The following is a 16,552-nucleotide window of genomic DNA, read 5'->3' as shown; positions in this document are numbered from 1 at the left end:
GCGGATATGGATGCAAAAAGAGCGGATATGGATGCAAAGAGGGCGGATATGGAATCCGCCCCTACGGGTTATCTGATCACGGGAGAATCCATGCGAACCTACGATCTGATCATTATCGGTTCCGGACCGGGCGGGCATGCCGCCGCCCTGGCCGCGGGACGGGCGGGACTGACAACCGCGCTTGTGGAATCCGGCCCTCTCGGAGGGACCTGCCTCAATTGGGGGTGCATCCCGACCAAGCTCTTTCTGGGGGCCACCGATCCCATTGCAGGGATCAGGGCACAGGAACGGCTCAGGCTGGCATCCGGGTCCATGAGCGTTGATCTCCCTGCCCTCTTGAAACGCAAGAATACCATGGTCACGGCCAGTCGCAAGGCCATTGAACAATCCCTGGCCAAGGAGAACGTTGAGCTCATCCGAGGACGGGCCCAACTCGCATCCCCCGCCTCCCTCATCGTGGATGGGGATACTGGCGACCAGACCGAATTCGGATTCGGAAAGCTGATCATCGCCACGGGATCGAGCCCGTCTTTTTTCCCGGGCATGGAGCCGGATCATGAGACCATCCTGGATTCCACAGACCTGCTCGACCTTACAGAGACCCCGGGGTCCCTGGCCATCATCGGGGCCGGAGCCATCGGCCTGGAACTGGGCCAGTTCTGGGAACGCATGGGCACAAAGATCACCCTCATCGAAGGCTTGGACCGGGTCGCGCCCACCGAAGACCCTGAAATCTCAAAGGTCCTGGCAACGGCCCTTAAACGGTCCAAATGGAAGGTCAGCACGGGAAAGAAGGTGGCCGGAATAACGGCCAATGGAGGCAAGGCCGTTGTCAGCCTTGAAGACGGCACCACCTTGGGGGCGGACAAGGCCCTGGTTGCCGTGGGCAGAAAGCCCAATTCGGAAGGATTGAACCTGGAAGCCGCACAGATCGCCACCCAGGCAAGGGGCTGGATCACTACCGACGATTTTCTCCAGGCGGGCGAGAACATCTACGCCATCGGCGACATCAACGGCCGCACCCTGCTGGCCCACGCGGCATCCGACCAGGCCGAATACGTGATCAACCATATCCAGGGCACAACGCAAGGCCCCTACGCACCCGGCCCCATCCCCGGATGCATCTACGGCTCCACCGAGGCCATCCGCACGGGATCTACGGCCGAGGAACTGAAAAATCAGGGCAAGGAGGCCAGGGTTTCCAAATCCATGCTCAGCGCCAACCCCATCTGCCAGTCCCACGGCGCCTCAGCGGGCCTGATCAAGGTGGTCTGGTCTAACAACAGGGTCATGGGGATCAGCGCGGCGGGGCACGGCGTGTCCCACCTGATCACCCTGTGCGAGGTGGCGGTCAAGGAAGGCTGGACACGGGAAAAGGTGGAGGGAATCGTTTTTGCCCATCCGACACTGGATGAGGCACTCAAAGAGGCGTTGTTGGCGGAGCAAAAATAAGGAGACGGGGGGCGGGGCCCTGCCTCCCGTCCCCAATCCTTTATCCCCTTTCGATCATTAACCTTTTCCAAGAGAACCCATGTTCGACATAACCACCCGCGGCCCGTTCCGCACCAACCATCCGATCATCCTGGCCTCGGCATCGCCCAGACGCCAGGCACTGCTCTGCTCCTTGGGCATCCATTTCGAGGTCATCCCGGCCAGGGCGAAGGAACCGGCACCTGACAAGGGAGAATCCCCGGCTGCGTATGCCGAACGCATGGCCCTACTCAAGACCGAAGAAATCGCCAACAAACGTGCCGATGCCGTGGTTATCGGCGCGGACACCATTGTGGTCCAAGGACCGACCATCCTGGGCAAACCGACCTCCAGGGAGCACGCCCTGAGCATGCTTACCAGCCTGTGCGGCACCACCCACGAGGTCATCACCGGCTGCTGTATCATGCACAAGATGGGCAAACGCTGCGTGCATACCAGCGTCTCCACCCAGGTGGACATGCCCCCAAGGGACCAGGCAACCCTCAACGCCTACATCGCCACGGGCGAACCCATGGACAAGGCAGGGAGCTACGCCATCCAGGGAGTGGGCGGTTTTCTTGTCAGTGGAATCAGGGGATCATACACCAATGTCGTGGGGTTGCCGTTGGCGAGGATCTTGGAAGTTCTCGTATCCTGGGGGGCTATTGTTCCACAGGAAGGCTGACGATATACACACCGTGCTCCAGCTGCTATGCTCGGCAAGAACCAATCAACGTATGGATAATCGGTCCAGCGAGACAATAAAAGTCGTCTCTATAAGACCACCAGCCATACCCCCCACAAGCACACCCCGGCATAGACTCCGGCAAAGACATCGTCGAGCATGACCGACCATCCGCCCGGAAGCCAGGTCTCCGAGGCCCGGACCGGCCAGGGCTTGGCAATGTCAAAAATCCGAAAGAGCACAAAACCGATGGCAAGCATCAACGGCGAGAGTTCCGGGAAAAAAAGGTAACAGGCCCACAACCCCAACAATTCGTCAATAACAACGCACCCCGGATCCTTTTGGCCCATGATGGTTTCAGCCCTGGCCGCCGCCAAGCTTCCCAGGAAAAAAATCCCGACAAGGACCCCGATACGGTAGAGCAAGGGCAGGGGGAGAAACATAAAAGGGGCCATAACCATGGCTGCCAGCGATCCCCAGGTGCCCGGGGCCTTGGGGCCGCGTCCGGCTATCCACAGGGTCGCCACATTTACAATAATGGTGTCGGTAAAAGAAAGATGCTTGTCGTTCATGGTTTGTTCCGGTTTAGATTGTTGGCGGCTTTTCTTGCGTCCCGTTCCAAACGGTCGTAGGAAACACCGTCTTGGAAATAACGGATCCAACATATAGAGGATGAACAATGGATGGAAGAAAAAAATTGCGTCTGATCTGGTCTGCTTATTGCTGTTGGGGCACGGCGATCATGGTTTTTTTGTACCAGCTGACCATAAAGGCCCTGACCGACAAATGGAACATGCTCCACATCTGGGATTTGACCGATCCGACCAATCTTATGTGGATCAAGGATATTTCGTCCCCCATGCTCCAGGATGCCGTGCTGAAAATTTTTTCCATGTCTTTGATCAGTTTTTTCGGACTGGTCGGCGTGGCCATGTACTCGGTTGTCTGGTTGTCGGAGATGGTTTCGGGACGGTAAAAAAACGTGGGACCGAATAATGCGGAACCGCGGACCTGGAACGTCCGCCGCAAGGATATATCCCCCCACGCCATAGCCCGAAAAATCCGGTATCCCATACCTCCCTTGGACGTCAAAAAGAACAAATGCAGAGAGATCCCTGCCCGGATCCGGGGTGATGGTGTCAACAACCGGTTCCGCCCCCCCCACGGTCCTCCGTAAACGGCACTCACCGCCCACAAGAGGTTTCTCTCTTCCCTGAACGCACCTCGCCCCCCTCTATATCCCCGAAAGCGCAACATGCTCGCCATTGAGTAAACAAAATCGGCCACTAGCATAAGAACTCCCGGTTTACCCTTGTCCCGACATGTTTTTTTTTATACGGATTGGGGAAATGCTTATACGGGGATCTTTAGCGCCTCTCCACATGTCTCCGGCCAATCCCGTCGACAACATTTTGATGTTTTGTTAAAAATTAGTTTTCGCCCCATAATCGATCTCTCAGGTACACCGCTCACGGTATATCCGACCGGGGGAACGGAAAGCAACCATCCCACACCATTTCGAGTCATCCTTAACATCCAAGGAGTGAATCCATGGCTAAAAAAATGAAAACAATGGACGGCAACACCGCTGCCGCACACGTGGCCTACGCCATGAGTGACGCTGCCGCCATCTACCCCATCACCCCATCCTCCCCCATGGGCGAAATCGCGGACGAATGGGCTGCCAAGGGACGGAAAAATATTTTCGGCAACACCCTGACCATACGGGAAATGCAGGCCGAATCCGGAGCGGCCGCCGCGGTCCACGGCTCCCTGGCAGCCGGTGCCCTGACGACCACGTTCACGGCCTCCCAGGGTCTTTTGCTCATGATCCCGAATATGTACAAAATTTCAGGCGAGCTTCTCCCCGCCGTCTTCCACGTCACGGCCCGGGCCATTGCCGGCCACGCCCTGTCCATCTTCGGGGACCACGCCGATGTCATGGCCGCCAGGCAGACCGGGTTCGCCCAGCTCGCTTCCGCCTCGGTCCAGGAGGTCATGGATCTGGCCCTGGTCGCCCACCTGGCCGCCACGCAATCCTCCCTCCCCTTTGTGCACTTCTTTGACGGGTTCCGGACTTCCCACGAAATCCAGAAGATCGAGATCATCGACTACGAAGACATGGCCAAGCTGGCCGACTACGACAAGATCAAGGCATTCAGGGCCCGGGCCATGAACCCGGAGCACCCGGACATCCGGGGCACGGCCCAGAATCCGGACATCTACTTCCAGGGACGCGAGGCCGCCAATTCCTATTACGAAGCCCTCCCAAGGATCGTGACCAATTGCATGCGTCAGGTTTCCGCCCTGACCGGCCGCGGGTACAAACTCTTCGACTACGTGGGTCACCCCGAGGCCGAACGGGTCATCGTGTCCATGGGCTCCTCCTGCGAGACCATCGAGGAAGCGGTGGACGCCATGAACGGAAGGGGAGAACGGGTCGGCCTGGTCAAGGTTCGCCTGTACCGTCCCTTTGTGGCCGAGGCCTTCTTGCGGGTCCTTCCTGCCACGGCAGAGCGGATCACCGTGCTGGACAGGACCAAGGAACCCGGCGCTCTGGGCGATCCGCTGTATCAGGACGTGTGCACCGCGTTCATGGAACAGGGCGAAATGCCGCTCATCACCGGTGGCCGCTACGGCATGGGTTCCAAGGAATTCAGCCCCCGGATGGTCAAGGCGGTCTTTGACAACATGCTCGGGAACACCCCGAAGAACCATTTCACCGTGGGCATTGTGGACGATGTCACGGACACCTCCCTGGATATCCCCAAATCCTTCTCCAGTGCGCCCACGGGAACGGTCCGGTGCATGTTCTGGGGGCTTGGTTCCGACGGGACCGTGGGGGCCAACAAGAGCGCCATCAAGATCATCGGGGACAATACCGATCTCTATGCCCAGGGCTATTTTGCCTATGATTCCAAAAAATCCGGCGGGCTGACCATCTCCCATCTCCGGTTTGGGGATCTGCCCATCCAGTCGACCTACCTCATCGAGGCCGCCGACTACATCGCCTGCCACAATCCCAGCTACGTGCATACCTACGACATACTGGAAAACATCCAGGAAGGCGGCACCTTTGTGCTCAACTGCCACTGGTCCCCCGAGGAGCTGGACAGGGAACTGCCCGCATCCATGCGGAGGACCATTGCCGAGAAAAAGCTGAAGATGTACATCATCGACGCGGTCAAGATCGCGGGCAGTGTGGGCCTGGGCGGTCGGATCAACATGATCATGCAGACGGCCTTCTTCAAGCTCTCCGAGGTCATTCCCTTCGAGCATGCCGTGGCCCTGCTCAAGGAATCCATCAAGACCACCTACGGTAAAAAGGGCGACAAGATCGTGAACATGAACATCGCTGCCGTGGACCAGTCCGTGGACAACCTCATCGGGGTGGATGTTCCCGAAGCCTGGAAAGACGCGGTGGACGGACCGGCCGTGGAACGCAGCGAGCCCGATTTCGTCAAGAACGTCATGCGGCCCATGCTCGTCCAGCAGGGCGACAAGCTGCCCGTGAGCGCGTTCACCCCGGACGGCACCTTCCCGCTGAGCACCACCAAGCACGAAAAGCGCGGCGTAGCCATCAACGTGCCCGAATGGATCATGGAGAATTGCATCCAGTGCAACCAATGCGCCATGGTCTGCCCCCACGCGGCCATCCGTCCGGTCCTGCTCACGGACGAGGAGCTTGCAAAGGCGCCTGCCGGCTTCACCACCAAGCCCGCCCTGGGCAAAGAGGTCAAGGGCATGCACTTCCGCATCCAGGTGAACACCATGGATTGTCTGGGCTGTGGCAATTGCGCGGATATCTGCCCGGCCAAGGAAAAGGCCCTGGTCATGAAGCCCATCGACACCCAGACCGCCGAACAGGTGCCCAATTTCGACTTTGCCGATGCCGTTCCGGTCAAAGACGGCCTCATGAAGCGGACCTCCCTCAAGGGCAGCCAGCTCCAGCAGCCGTTGCTCGAGTTCTCCGGGGCCTGTGCGGGCTGCGGTGAAACACCGTATGTCAAACTCCTCACCCAGCTCTTTGGCGAACGCATGATCATTGCCAATGCAACCGGCTGTTCGTCCATCTGGGGTGCCTCGGCTCCGGCCGTGCCCTACTGCACCGACAAGAACGGCCACGGCCCGGCATGGGGCAACTCCCTATTCGAGGATGCGGCCGAGTTCGGGTTCGGTATCTCTCTGGGGATCGACCAGCGCAGAAACACCCTGGCATCCAAGATCACCCAGGCTCTGGAAACGGACCTGCCCGCCGATCTCAAAGCGACCATGCAGGCCTGGCTTGCGGGCAAGGACGATGCCCAGGTATCCAGGGGAGAAGGTGACAAACTCCGCGACCTGCTGGCTGGAGCTCCGGCCAACGATCTTCTCGAAGAAATCAAGACCATGGAAGACCTGTTCACCAAGAAATCCTACTGGGTCTTCGGCGGTGACGGCTGGGCCTATGACATCGGGTACGGCGGGTTGGACCATGTGCTGGCCTCGGGCGAGGACATCAATGTCCTGGTCATGGATACGGAAGTCTATTCCAACACCGGCGGCCAGTCCTCCAAGGCAACGCCGCTCGGGTCCATCGCCAAGTTCGCGGCCTCGGGAAAAAAGACCGGCAAAAAGGATCTCGGCCGCATGGCCATGACCTACGGCTATGTGTATGTCGCTTCCGTGGCCATGGGGGCCAACAAGCAGCAGCTGTTAAAGGCATTTACCGAGGCCGAAAGCTATCCCGGCCCATCCCTGATCATCTGCTATGCCCCGTGTATCAATCAGGGCATCAAAAAGGGCATGGGCAAATCCCAGCTCGAGGAACAGCTTGCAGTGAGTTCCGGCTACTGGCCACTGTACAGATACAATCCCCGGTTGGCCGATGGAGGCAAGAACCCCTTCATCCTGGATTCCAAGGGACCCGATGGAACCCTGCAGGAATTCCTGTCCGGTGAAAACCGCTACGGCCTGTTGGAACGGACCTTTCCGGAAGAGTCCGAAAAGCTGCGTGCAGCCATCGAGATCCAGTACCAGGAACGTTACGAAACCCTAAAACGCATGGCCGAGACGGAACCCCACGCAAAATCCGCTTCCGGGGCATCCCCTTCACAGGTTCCGGCTGACGGGGGTGGAGAACGGTGCGAGGTCACCGCTACCGCCGAACACGCCAGGCCCGACGGGAACAATGGCCCGTGCGACGACGGCAGGTCGGGAAAATAACCCTCCGGCTCGGTTCAGTCCCTGAGCAGGTATGTCTGCCGGATGGATACACCGCTGGCGCGGACGCATCTCTTCACTCTATCCCATGGGGATGACAAGGGTTTCGTCCGCGCCAATTACCCTGGGGATATGTCCAACGACCACATGCCATGGACCAATCACCGTTTTTTCCATGCATTCCATCCGCACTTGACGTATACGGCTGTATATCGTTTATAAGGTAACCATGGATAGCAACCGGATCCATACGACTATTTTTTGAATGAACTCTCAGGACAAAGGGGGCACAGGTATGATTGGACTCTACATAGGATCGACTTCTGGATACGCCGGCAAAAACATGATCGCCCTCTCTTTGGGTATGAAGTTCCAAAAGGAGGGACTCAAGGTCGGGTATATGAAACCCGTTGGGGCCGTTCCCGGCAAGGCAGGAGACAAGGTCGGGGATGAGGATGCCTTTTTTCTCCAAGAAGTTCTCGGATTGGATGAAGATCCGGGGCTGGTCACCCCCCTGGTGATCACGCATGATTTCAAGGCAAAGGCATTGGCTGGAAAATGTGACACCCCGATCAACAAGATCAAGGAAGCCTACGAAAAACTCAGTTCCGGAACGGATATAATGGTCATGGGGGGATCGGGCAGCTTCCTGCATTCCGGAAAATACTGCGGCGTGGACGGTCCAACATTGACCAAACTCCTCGGGCTCAAGACCATCCTCATCGACCGTTTTTCCAAAGACATCAATTATGACTACCTGCTGTCCGTCAAGGAACAACTGGGGGATTCCCTGTTGGGTATCATTTTCAATGACATTCCAGTGCATGTCATGGACGAGGTCCAGAACGTGATCAAACCCTTCCTGGAAAACAACGGGATCAATGTGCTCGGCATCATCCCCCCGGATTCCATCATGAAGGGAATCACCATCAGGGACCTGTCGAACCGTCTCGGGGGAAAGATCATTTCCGTGAGTTCCAAATCCGACAAGATCGTGGAGAATTTCCTCATTGGAACCATGCAGGTCGAAAACTTCATGACCCACTTCAAAAAACACAAAAAGGCGGCCATCATTGTCGGTGGTGACCGCTCGGACGTCCAGCTCGTGGCACTCGAGGGAGGAGCCCCCTGCCTCATCCTGACCGGCAACCTCTACCCCAACGACATCATCCTGACCCGCTCCGAAGTCCTGGGTGTGCCCATCATCGTGGTCAGGGACGACACCTATACCGTGGCCAAAAAGATGGAGAACATCCAGGTCAGCCACAAACTCCGTGATATCGTCAAAATCAACCAGGCCACCCAGATCATCAATTCCAACGTGGACTTCCAGGCCATCAAGGAGGCGTTGGGGGTGTAAGGCCGAGAACGTTTGCACCACACATCTCAGGTCCAAAAACAGGAAAGGGAAGCCAAACGGCTTCCCTTTTTCAGTTGTAATCCACAAAGGGTAAGCATCTGCACAAAAATATCTATCACATAATTACCCAAAACTCGTAGGGGCGATTCATATATGGACCCGCCCGTTTTCCGTGATCCATCCACAGCCGCCCGGATCATCTCTGTGCACGAATCAAAAAAAGCGTGGGATTCCGGAATATCGCAGTCCATGACTATTTTTCCATCGACTGGAATATTGTTTACACGGTGTGCACCACCCATCTCGATCATTTCAGAGCCTTTGCCCGGCAAATCCTGCACTGGATGCAGACAGGCACGCTCCATCCCGTCTGAACCAACCCTGCTTTGAAAGCCGTTCTTCCTGAAATCCTTGGCACATACAGACAATTCGTCCATGAACCGGGGCCCTGGATACGTGAAAGGGCAGCCCCATGGACCCAACGATCGTCAAAAAAAACTAAGGGTTTTTTGCATGTATTGAAGCACATTTTTGTAAATGAAGAGAATAATGCCACACCCCAATGGCAACCGATGCAGTCAAAATGAAAATGGTATCAGTTCTGTACCAACAAGGCCGTGATCGCCGCACCGAAACGACTCCGGCACCGAGATCACGGCCTTGTATCAGACAGTCGGCGCAGCCCATCTCCATCGGATAGCGTGCTGCAGCCATAGTGATATCGCGTCGTGCGTCAATAAAACGACGACAGACACGGTTGTTCCGTCCTTATTTAAAAATCTTGAATTCATCCCGCCTGTTCAACGCCCAGGCGGTTTCGTTATGGGCGGGATCGGCGGGATACTCCTCGCCGTAGCTGATGATCTGCAGCCGCTGGGGGTCAACGCCGAGAAGGATCAAAAACTCATAGGCCACGCGGGCGCGTCTTTCACCCAGGGCGAGGTTGTATTCGTCCGTGCCCCGTTCATCACAATTTCCCTCGATGCGCATTTTAAGCTCGGGCAGCTTCTTGAGTAGCTCGGCCTTGTTCTGGAGAATGGTCCTGGCCTGGGGTTTGAGGACAAAGGAATCAAAGTCAAAATAGATCTTGTCGGCCTCAAGGGTCTCCACGCCCTGTTCGAGCATGGCCTCCTTCCGTGCCCGCTCTTCCGCGATCCGCTGTTCTTCAGCGAGCTCTTTTTCGACGAGCTGTTCCTCGCGAGCCAGTTCCAATTCCTCTGCGGCAAGCTTTTCAGCCTGGGTCATCTCCTGGGTCTGCTGTTCTTCCAGTTCCTGGGATGCAGGGACTGTTGCCTGGGATGAAATCTGCTTTTTGGCGCAACCAAAACAGACAAAACATGCCAAGACCATTAGAACCAACCAACGCGAACCATGCTGCATCATAAGAGCCCTCCCTGGGTAAGAATGTCGTTTCAAACACACACTGAAAAATTTCAACAATTACCAAGCAACCGGTGACCAGGCTGGAGCGGTGGCATCTTCAGGCCCCGTCGGGATATGCTTGGCATTATCGCCATATTTAGTGGCCACATAAAGCTGATACTTTCCGGACCGGTTGGACGTGAAGGCCAGAAAATAGCCGTCCGGCGACCAGGCCGGGTCCTCATCGTTGCCCGGCCCGAAGGTTACCTGCCTTTCCGTCCCCGTGGCCAGTTCGGTGACGAAAATCCTGTGCCCGGAATCCGTCCTTCGAGCAAAGGCGAGCAATCTCCCATCAGGACTGAGATTTGGACACGTGTTATAGGTCCCTTCGTAGGTCACCCGCGTAACGGCACCGGTTTTCAGATCGAGCACAAAGATATGGGGATTACCGTACCTGCTGGACACAAAGGCCATGCGTTTTCCCTGACGATCGAAAGACGCCGAAATATCGATGGCCCTGTTTTGGACCAGTGGCGAACGCAGATTCTTGACCTTGTAAGACGGATCAAGAAGATAGATGTCCGGATTCCCGAAGGGATCGATACTGATGGCCAGATCGTCGTCAGCATCAAAAGCAGGGCCGATACAGGTGTGCCCGGGCAGATCGTATTTCATGATCTCGCGGCTCTTCCTGTCCCAGACAGCCAATCTGTGTCCGGTGCCATCCAGATAAGAGAAAGCGAGCTTATCACCATTTGAAGACCATACAGGACTCAGACTGATTCCGTCGAAATGGGTCACCTGGAACAGATCATTCCCCTGGGGTGAAACCAGACAGATCTCCTTGAAAGTTCCCTGCCGGCAGACATATGCGATACGCGAAGTAAAGAACGTATCGCTCCCGGTGAGTTTCTTCATCAAGGCGGCACAGAACCGTGTGGCTACTTCGGGAACTTGCTTGTCATTCTGGATATAATAGGCCTTACCAAGGACCAAGCGGCCGGTAAAGGTCTCAAACACGCGCAGCTCGACTGAATCCGACGCCCCCCCCTGGCCATTTCTGTCATCCCAAGCCGTTGTCAAAACCAGGTCCACCTTGGAGAGCTGGAGTTTTTTGAAATCCATGTCCCGGGCCCTGAAACCTCCCAGGTCCCCGCCGCCAAGAATATCCGGGGTGGTGACAAAATCGAAAAAGGGGAGAAAACCGAGATTGGTCCGTAAGGCTGTTTCCAATTTCTCAAGTCTTTCCGGGAGTTCGGCAATGGGTTTTCGGTCCATGCCCAAGGGATCTGCCTGATAAAAACGTACCCGGGTCTGTCCGGGTCCGTAGATATCGATGGACACGGCAGATTCTGCAGCAAGGGAGGCTCCCGGAAATAACAATCCCAGGAGCAGGACGATCAAACAAAAGAGAGTATTTTTATTCATAATGACCGGCATAACCATGCCCATGCGGTTTTGGATACCGCCAATGGTGTAAAAAGAGTCATGGAGGTGGGAGATATTGGCACGTCCTGAAAAATCTCCACCTCTTGGGGTGCATGTTCAGCGTGCGCCGTTATCCACGGCATAGGCCGGGATCTTCGGCGGCCCGGAGACCGCGACAAGATCCAGTGTATAGGTGGAAACCATGGCGACGGATCATGTCCTGGATAACGCGTTATCGTTGCTGTAGAAGGCCCCAAAAACCTTGTCTCTACTGTCGAGAGCTTCCGGTCTTGGCGTCCGACACCGTCCCTTCCTTGTCTTCCGTCTTCCCTCGGCCATAAAACCCAAAACCGCCTTTCCCCGTCTTCCGCTTCCGCCTGTTCATTCCTGCAATTCGCTCAGATTGAAATTGATGATCAGTCGGTTGATGTCTCTGGACGGCGGTTCCGGCAAGGGCTCTGCCTCGTGGATGGCCCTCAGGGCCGAACCATCAAAATCCTTGCGGCCCGAAGAAACGAGCACCTTGGTCCCGAGTACCATGCCTCCGTGATCGATACGCACCTCGACTTGAGCGACCAGGTTGCCCCCTCCCACTCTGGGGAATCGCCAATGTTCCTTGATCGCCGTTTCGGCAATCCGGCCATAGACCTGAACGAGTCCCGAGCCCTGGGCGCCGGTACGTCCTTGGCCAGTGGACCCGATATCCTGATCCACCCTCTTGCGCAACCCGGCCAATTCCCTGACGAGATCCTGCCGCTCTTTACGCGTTTCCGTGCGGACCGCCCCCTGAACCCCTTTGAGGGCCTGGGCGATAACCTGCTCCGAGGATATGGTTTTCTTCTTGGGATCAGGTTTTTTCTTGGCTGCCCGCTTGCGAGGGGGTGGGGATTTTTTAGGACTGATCTTCTTGGCTGGCTGCGGTTTGGGCTTGGACTTGGGCTTGGGTGGAGGTTTTGGGGATGTGGCCACCTTTTTTTTCTTGGGAGATGCAGCCTTCTTTATAGACCCGGACGGTTCCGATGGAGACGCTGGGGGCAGGCTCACCAAATCCACCGTATAGACACGTTTTCCCAGATCAACATGGATGGAACTCCCCATGGACGCATATACCCCTGCGGCAATGAGGGCAGCATGAAGGGCGATGGAGAAAAAAAGGCTGATGAGTCGCATCATAATCGTTCATGGCAAAGACGGACGAGCCATCCATTCATGGTTACTCCAGATCCTCGGGTTCGGCGACCACCCCGAGTTTTTGGATTCCCGCCGATTTGACCCTGGCCATGACCTTGACAACCACGCCATAGGGAACATTCTTGTCCGCTTTGAGGTAGAGCAGCTTGTTCTTGTCCTTGACCAGTCGCTTGAGATGTTTTTCCATCTCCTTGAGCTCCACGGCATAGGTATCCAAGAAAATCGACCCGTCCTTTTTCACACTCAAAACAAGATGGTCACTGTCTTCCGGCAATGTTTCCACTGTGTTGGTCGTGGGCAGATCCACATCCACCCCCTGGGTGAGCATGGGTGCGGTGACCATGAAAATAATCAACAGAACCAACATGACATCCACAAAGGGGGTCACATTGATTTCAGCGATAAAACCACGTTTATGGGGATTGAATTCCATGATCCGTCCCTACTCTTTTTTGGCTTTCACACCATGCATCCAGGGGAGCTCCCGACGGGCACGGTTCAAAAAGGACCCAGAGAAGGCCGTGAGCTCGGTTTCTATCCCATGCAAAAGCCCGAGAAATGCATTGTAGGCAATGGCTGCGGGGATAGCCACGCCCAACCCGATGGCCGTGGCCACGAGGGCCTCGGAGATGCCCGGCGCAACCGTGGCCAGTGCAGCGGTTTTTTGGAGTCCGATGGAATGGAAGGAGTGCATGATCCCCCAGACGGTACCGAACAATCCGATAAAAGGGGCGGCATTGGCACAGGTACCCAGAAAGGACAGGGTGGAGGCGAGTTGACCGAGCTGTTTATCAACCCCCTTCTTGAGGATCCGCTGGATATTCTCGCCGGAGACACGAAAAACGAGCGAGGGGTGTAGGGAGGACTTCTCCAGCTGACGCATCTCGGACAATGCCCCGAACGCAATGGGATACAGGGGAGACAGTTTGGCATTCCGCAGCACCTCGACCCCCTTGGCCAGGTCCGCGGTCGACTCGAATCCATCCAGATCCCGTACAGCCCTCCGTCTGACCCGGGAGAGCTGGAACCATTTAAAAAAAATGATCGTCCAGCTCCCCAGCGACATGAGTGCCAGAAGAAAAAGGACGCTTTTGACCATCAAGGTTGCACCGGAAACCATCGACCAAAAACCGAGTTGCGACAACATATCCATGCACGTTTCCCACAAGTGTTATGCCCGGGTCACCAAAGAAGGGTTGTAATGCCGACCCGGTCCGTTAACTATTCTCTCCCCTGGAAGGGGCCGTTTCCTCAAGGGCTAGGCCGGAAGATCGTTCCCGTTCCCACCATTCTTGCTCTGTAGCTTCTTGATACGTTTCTTCATTATTTGCTGAACAATGGCCTGGGAATTCGCTTCGGCCTTGCGGATGTCACCAGCGGACATGCCCGCCCCGAGCGCGATCATCTTACGCATCTTCTTAGGGACCATATCCCCCACGGTATGGGCATCGTTGTTGATCACCAACGGAGCTTTCATCTCCTTGGCCAGAGCGGCCACGTGCCCGTTCGTCAGACAATGCCCCTTGCGGGTGGTTATTTCCAGGGCCACGTTATTGTTGGCTGCCAGGGCGACTTCCTCGGGACGGATGAGCCCCGGGTGGGCCAGGATATCCACACCGGCATTGATAGCCGCGAGATTGGTCCCCACGGCAACGGGCTCGACAATGGTCTCGCCATGGACAACCACGATTTCAGCCCCCGCAGCCCGTGCCTGTTGGGTCAACTCTTCGATCAGCCCCGGCGGAACATGGGTCAATTCAACCCCGCATAAGAGGTCTATATCCGTATACACGGAAAATTTTTCACTCACCCGACAAATATTTTCCAAGATGAAGTCGAGGTTCGATGCATCGGCATGGTCGGTAAAGGCCATGGCCCTGTACCCGGCAACGGCTGCCCGCTGGGCCGCTTCTGCCGGAATGAGGTCGCCATCGCTAAAAATGGTATGGGTGTGTAGATCTATCATAGTAATTTTTTTGGAATTTTAAAGATTTTGAAAATTTTAAAAATTTTATTATTTTACATTTTGTATTTGATCTCATCAAGATTGTACTTGGCCAGGATCTCGGTCCATTGTTTGGCGTCCTCTCCTTCGATAACAGCCTGGTACTCGCCTTTTTGCTGGGAAAAGGTTTGTTCGAGCATGGTCGTGGACGCCATGATGGGCACCTTGGACTTCAAAGCCAGGGCGATGGAATCCGAGGGCCTGCTGTCCACCCGTTTGGCCCCGTCGGCCGTATCAACGACCAGGGCCGCGTAATAGGTTCCTTTGTCGATGGACACTATCTCCACATGATCAAGTTTGCCGTCCATCTCCGCCATCACGTTCAGGAGCAGGTCATGGGTCATGGGTCTGGGAATGGAAACCTTGTTTATGGCCATGGAAATAGCCATGGCCTCCATGGCACCGATCCATATGGGCAAAACATATGTCTCGCTTTCGTCCTTGAGGATGAGGATGGGCATCTGGGATTCCTCATCCAGGGCCAACCCGAAAACAGTCATCTCTACCATGGGGAACCACTCGCTTCTCCCCAAAGGGAGTGCTTTTTTGCCGCGGTAATGGTTACCGGAACAATCTTGCCGACCAAATCCGGGGTATCAAAATCGAAATTGACGACCCGGCCCCCCAAATCCCTTCCCCGCCAGCACGGAATTTTACCATGGGATTTTCTGCTCGCCCCTTCCACGAGAACCTGGTCCTGTTTGCCCACCCGGGCCTCGAGTGCCTGCACGGTGTACTCGGCCTGCAATGCTTGCAAACGCTGCAAACGTTCCTGCATGACCGCTTCTGGAACCTTGTTCGCCATCCGCTCGGCCCGGACACCGGGGCGATCCGAATACTTGAAGGAAAAACTGCTTTCGTACCGGACACGGTGCATGAGACCAAGGGTCTCCTCGAAATCCCGATCCGTCTCTCCGGGAAATCCGACAATGAGATCGGTCGTCAGGGCAATGTCCGGACAAACAGAGCGAAGATCCCTGACGATTCCCTCATACCGCTCCCGGGTATACTTACGGCCCATGGATTTCAAGAGGACGTCGGAGCCCGACTGGACCGGCAGATGGAGTTGGGGACAGAGGCTGGGCAGGGTCCCGAAAGCCCGGATGACCTCCGGGGCGATGTCCTTGGGATGGGAGGTGGTGAAGCGCAACCTGTCGAGTCCGGGAATGGCCGCAACCATATGTAAAAGTTCGGCAAAACCGACCCCGTCCCCATGATCGTCCAGACCATAGCTATTGACGTTCTGACCAAGAAGGGAAATCTCGCGCACCCCGCGCTCCACCAGAGCCCGGCATTCATCCAGAACCAAATTGCTGGCACGCGATTTCTGCCGCCCCCGGGTGTAGGGAACGATGCAGTAAGCGCAAAAATTGTCACATCCCTGCATGATATTCACGAAGGCCTGGGCCGGAAGATATGCAGGGAAACGGTTTTCCCGCTCGGGATAGTGGTCGAGAAAATCGAGCAGACTGATCCGCTTTTCCGGGTCACCGACAATCTGCTGCAGGGCCGAGGGTACATTGGCCACCCCGTCGGTCCCGAAGACCAGCCGGACAAAGGGAAACCGCTTCCAGAACGCCGTTCCCACCTGTTGGGCCACACACCCGCCAACGGCCACAAAACAGCGGGGATTGGCCTCCCAATATTCCTTGAGACGGCCCAAAAGACTGTACACTTTCTGCTCGGGTTTTTCCCGCACACTGCAAGTGTTGACGATGAAACACTCGGCCTCGGCCTCGGCCACGGGCTCCCAGCCAAGAGTCTGCAAATAATAAGACAGCCAGTCGGAATCGCAGACATTCATCTGGCAGCCAAAGGTGATTATGTGAAATTTCATGGGGTATTTTGA

Annotated in this window: 15 protein-coding genes; 5 read left to right on the top strand and 10 right to left on the bottom strand. The window is 56.1% G+C overall.

Annotation, left to right across the window (positions count from 1 at the left end; all coding sequences use genetic code 11):
* Together ACY692_RS09060 and ACY692_RS09055 are read left to right on the top strand one after the other, a co-directional pair.
* Positions 1 to 1,452: dihydrolipoyl dehydrogenase family protein (locus ACY692_RS09060; protein ID WP_462325036.1), on the top strand; the 1,452-nt coding region annotated here is incomplete at its 5' end.
* Positions 1,453 to 1,531: 79 nt separating this feature from the next.
* The gene (locus ACY692_RS09055; RefSeq protein WP_462325035.1) at positions 1,532 to 2,155 is read left to right on the top strand and encodes a Maf family protein; all 624 of its coding nucleotides are present in this window, start codon (positions 1,532 to 1,534) and stop codon (positions 2,153 to 2,155) included.
* Between the two features lie 89 nt (positions 2,156 to 2,244).
* On the opposite strand, the gene ACY692_RS09050 is transcribed toward ACY692_RS09055, so the two are convergent.
* On the bottom strand, positions 2,245 to 2,727 hold the full coding sequence (locus ACY692_RS09050; RefSeq protein WP_462325034.1) for a phosphatidylglycerophosphatase A family protein: 483 nt from the start codon (positions 2,725 to 2,727) through the stop codon (positions 2,245 to 2,247).
* A 107-nt stretch (positions 2,728 to 2,834) separates the two neighbouring features.
* Between ACY692_RS09050 and ACY692_RS09045 the strand changes: the two genes are divergently transcribed.
* The 3 genes from ACY692_RS09045 to ACY692_RS09035 all read left to right on the top strand — a co-directional run bounded on the left by ACY692_RS09045 (position 2,835) and on the right by ACY692_RS09035 (position 8,717).
* Positions 2,835 to 3,131: a hypothetical protein gene (locus ACY692_RS09045; RefSeq protein WP_462325033.1), complete on the top strand. Its 297-nt coding sequence runs from the start codon at positions 2,835 to 2,837 to the stop codon at positions 3,129 to 3,131.
* Between the two features lie 575 nt (positions 3,132 to 3,706).
* Positions 3,707 to 7,360 carry a pyruvate:ferredoxin (flavodoxin) oxidoreductase gene (nifJ, locus tag ACY692_RS09040; protein WP_462325032.1) on the top strand — a complete coding sequence of 1,218 codons (3,654 nt, stop codon included), beginning with the start codon at positions 3,707 to 3,709 and terminating at the stop codon, positions 7,358 to 7,360.
* 292 nt (positions 7,361 to 7,652) lie between these two features.
* Entirely contained in the window at positions 7,653 to 8,717 is a 1,065-nt protein-coding gene (locus ACY692_RS09035; protein ID WP_462325031.1) for a phosphotransacetylase family protein, read from the top strand.
* A 26-nt stretch (positions 8,718 to 8,743) separates the two neighbouring features.
* Here ACY692_RS09035 and ACY692_RS09030 read toward each other — a convergent pair whose 3' ends face one another.
* The 9 genes from ACY692_RS09030 to miaB all read right to left on the bottom strand — a co-directional run bounded on the left by ACY692_RS09030 (position 8,744) and on the right by miaB (position 16,540).
* Positions 8,744 to 9,154, bottom strand: a complete 411-nt coding sequence (locus ACY692_RS09030) for a hypothetical protein (protein ID WP_462325030.1) — start codon at positions 9,152 to 9,154, stop codon at positions 8,744 to 8,746.
* 331 nt (positions 9,155 to 9,485) lie between these two features.
* Positions 9,486 to 10,100 (bottom strand): peptidoglycan-associated lipoprotein Pal, encoded by a 615-nt coding sequence (gene pal / locus ACY692_RS09025; RefSeq protein ID WP_462325029.1) that lies wholly within the window; start codon positions 10,098 to 10,100, stop codon positions 9,486 to 9,488.
* A 57-nt stretch (positions 10,101 to 10,157) separates the two neighbouring features.
* Positions 10,158 to 11,507 carry a hypothetical protein gene (locus ACY692_RS09020; protein ID WP_462325028.1) on the bottom strand — a complete coding sequence of 450 codons (1,350 nt, stop codon included), beginning with the start codon at positions 11,505 to 11,507 and terminating at the stop codon, positions 10,158 to 10,160.
* A gap of 381 nt (positions 11,508 to 11,888) precedes the next feature.
* On the bottom strand, positions 11,889 to 12,680 hold the full coding sequence (locus tag ACY692_RS09015) for an energy transducer TonB (RefSeq protein WP_462325027.1): 792 nt from the start codon (positions 12,678 to 12,680) through the stop codon (positions 11,889 to 11,891).
* Between the two features lie 40 nt (positions 12,681 to 12,720).
* Entirely contained in the window at positions 12,721 to 13,131 is a 411-nt protein-coding gene (gene tolR / locus ACY692_RS09010; RefSeq protein ID WP_462325026.1) for a protein TolR, read from the bottom strand.
* Between the two features lie 9 nt (positions 13,132 to 13,140).
* Positions 13,141 to 13,851: a MotA/TolQ/ExbB proton channel family protein gene (locus ACY692_RS09005; RefSeq protein ID WP_462325025.1), complete on the bottom strand. Its 711-nt coding sequence runs from the start codon at positions 13,849 to 13,851 to the stop codon at positions 13,141 to 13,143.
* Between the two features lie 105 nt (positions 13,852 to 13,956).
* Positions 13,957 to 14,664 (bottom strand): histidinol phosphate phosphatase domain-containing protein, encoded by a 708-nt coding sequence (locus tag ACY692_RS09000; protein ID WP_462325024.1) that lies wholly within the window; start codon positions 14,662 to 14,664, stop codon positions 13,957 to 13,959.
* Positions 14,665 to 14,717: 53 nt separating this feature from the next.
* Entirely contained in the window at positions 14,718 to 15,212 is a 495-nt protein-coding gene (locus ACY692_RS08995; protein WP_462325023.1) for a bifunctional nuclease family protein, read from the bottom strand.
* Complete coding sequence (gene miaB / locus ACY692_RS08990) at positions 15,206 to 16,540, bottom strand: tRNA (N6-isopentenyl adenosine(37)-C2)-methylthiotransferase MiaB (RefSeq protein ID WP_462325022.1); 1,335 nt, start codon at positions 16,538 to 16,540, stop codon at positions 15,206 to 15,208. Before miaB ends, ACY692_RS08995 begins: the two co-directional genes overlap by 7 nt.
* Positions 16,541 to 16,552: the final 12 nt, after the last annotated feature.

The organism is Desulfoplanes sp., from assembly GCF_054921335.1.
This window is presented reverse-complemented; position numbering and strand designations above follow the sequence as displayed.

What these genes read in the sequence shown, in the direction of transcription:
- ACY692_RS09055 (WP_462325035.1), top strand. Translation starts at nt 1,532, where the DNA reads ATGTTCGACATAACCACCCGCGGCCCGTTCCGCACCAACCATCCGATC.
- ACY692_RS09050 (WP_462325034.1), bottom strand. Translation starts at nt 2,727, where the DNA reads ATGAACGACAAGCATCTTTCTTTTACCGACACCATTATTGTAAATGTG.
- ACY692_RS09045 (WP_462325033.1), top strand. Translation starts at nt 2,835, where the DNA reads ATGGATGGAAGAAAAAAATTGCGTCTGATCTGGTCTGCTTATTGCTGT.
- nifJ (WP_462325032.1), top strand. Translation starts at nt 3,707, where the DNA reads ATGGCTAAAAAAATGAAAACAATGGACGGCAACACCGCTGCCGCACAC.
- ACY692_RS09035 (WP_462325031.1), top strand. Translation starts at nt 7,653, where the DNA reads ATGATTGGACTCTACATAGGATCGACTTCTGGATACGCCGGCAAAAAC.
- ACY692_RS09030 (WP_462325030.1), bottom strand. Translation starts at nt 9,154, where the DNA reads ATGGACGAATTGTCTGTATGTGCCAAGGATTTCAGGAAGAACGGCTTT.
- pal (WP_462325029.1), bottom strand. Translation starts at nt 10,100, where the DNA reads ATGATGCAGCATGGTTCGCGTTGGTTGGTTCTAATGGTCTTGGCATGT.
- ACY692_RS09020 (WP_462325028.1), bottom strand. Translation starts at nt 11,507, where the DNA reads ATGAATAAAAATACTCTCTTTTGTTTGATCGTCCTGCTCCTGGGATTG.
- ACY692_RS09015 (WP_462325027.1), bottom strand. Translation starts at nt 12,680, where the DNA reads ATGATGCGACTCATCAGCCTTTTTTTCTCCATCGCCCTTCATGCTGCC.
- tolR (WP_462325026.1), bottom strand. Translation starts at nt 13,131, where the DNA reads ATGGAATTCAATCCCCATAAACGTGGTTTTATCGCTGAAATCAATGTG.
- ACY692_RS09005 (WP_462325025.1), bottom strand. Translation starts at nt 13,851, where the DNA reads ATGGATATGTTGTCGCAACTCGGTTTTTGGTCGATGGTTTCCGGTGCA.
- ACY692_RS09000 (WP_462325024.1), bottom strand. Translation starts at nt 14,664, where the DNA reads ATGATAGATCTACACACCCATACCATTTTTAGCGATGGCGACCTCATT.
- ACY692_RS08995 (WP_462325023.1), bottom strand. Translation starts at nt 15,212, where the DNA reads ATGGTAGAGATGACTGTTTTCGGGTTGGCCCTGGATGAGGAATCCCAG.
- miaB (WP_462325022.1), bottom strand. Translation starts at nt 16,540, where the DNA reads ATGAAATTTCACATAATCACCTTTGGCTGCCAGATGAATGTCTGCGAT.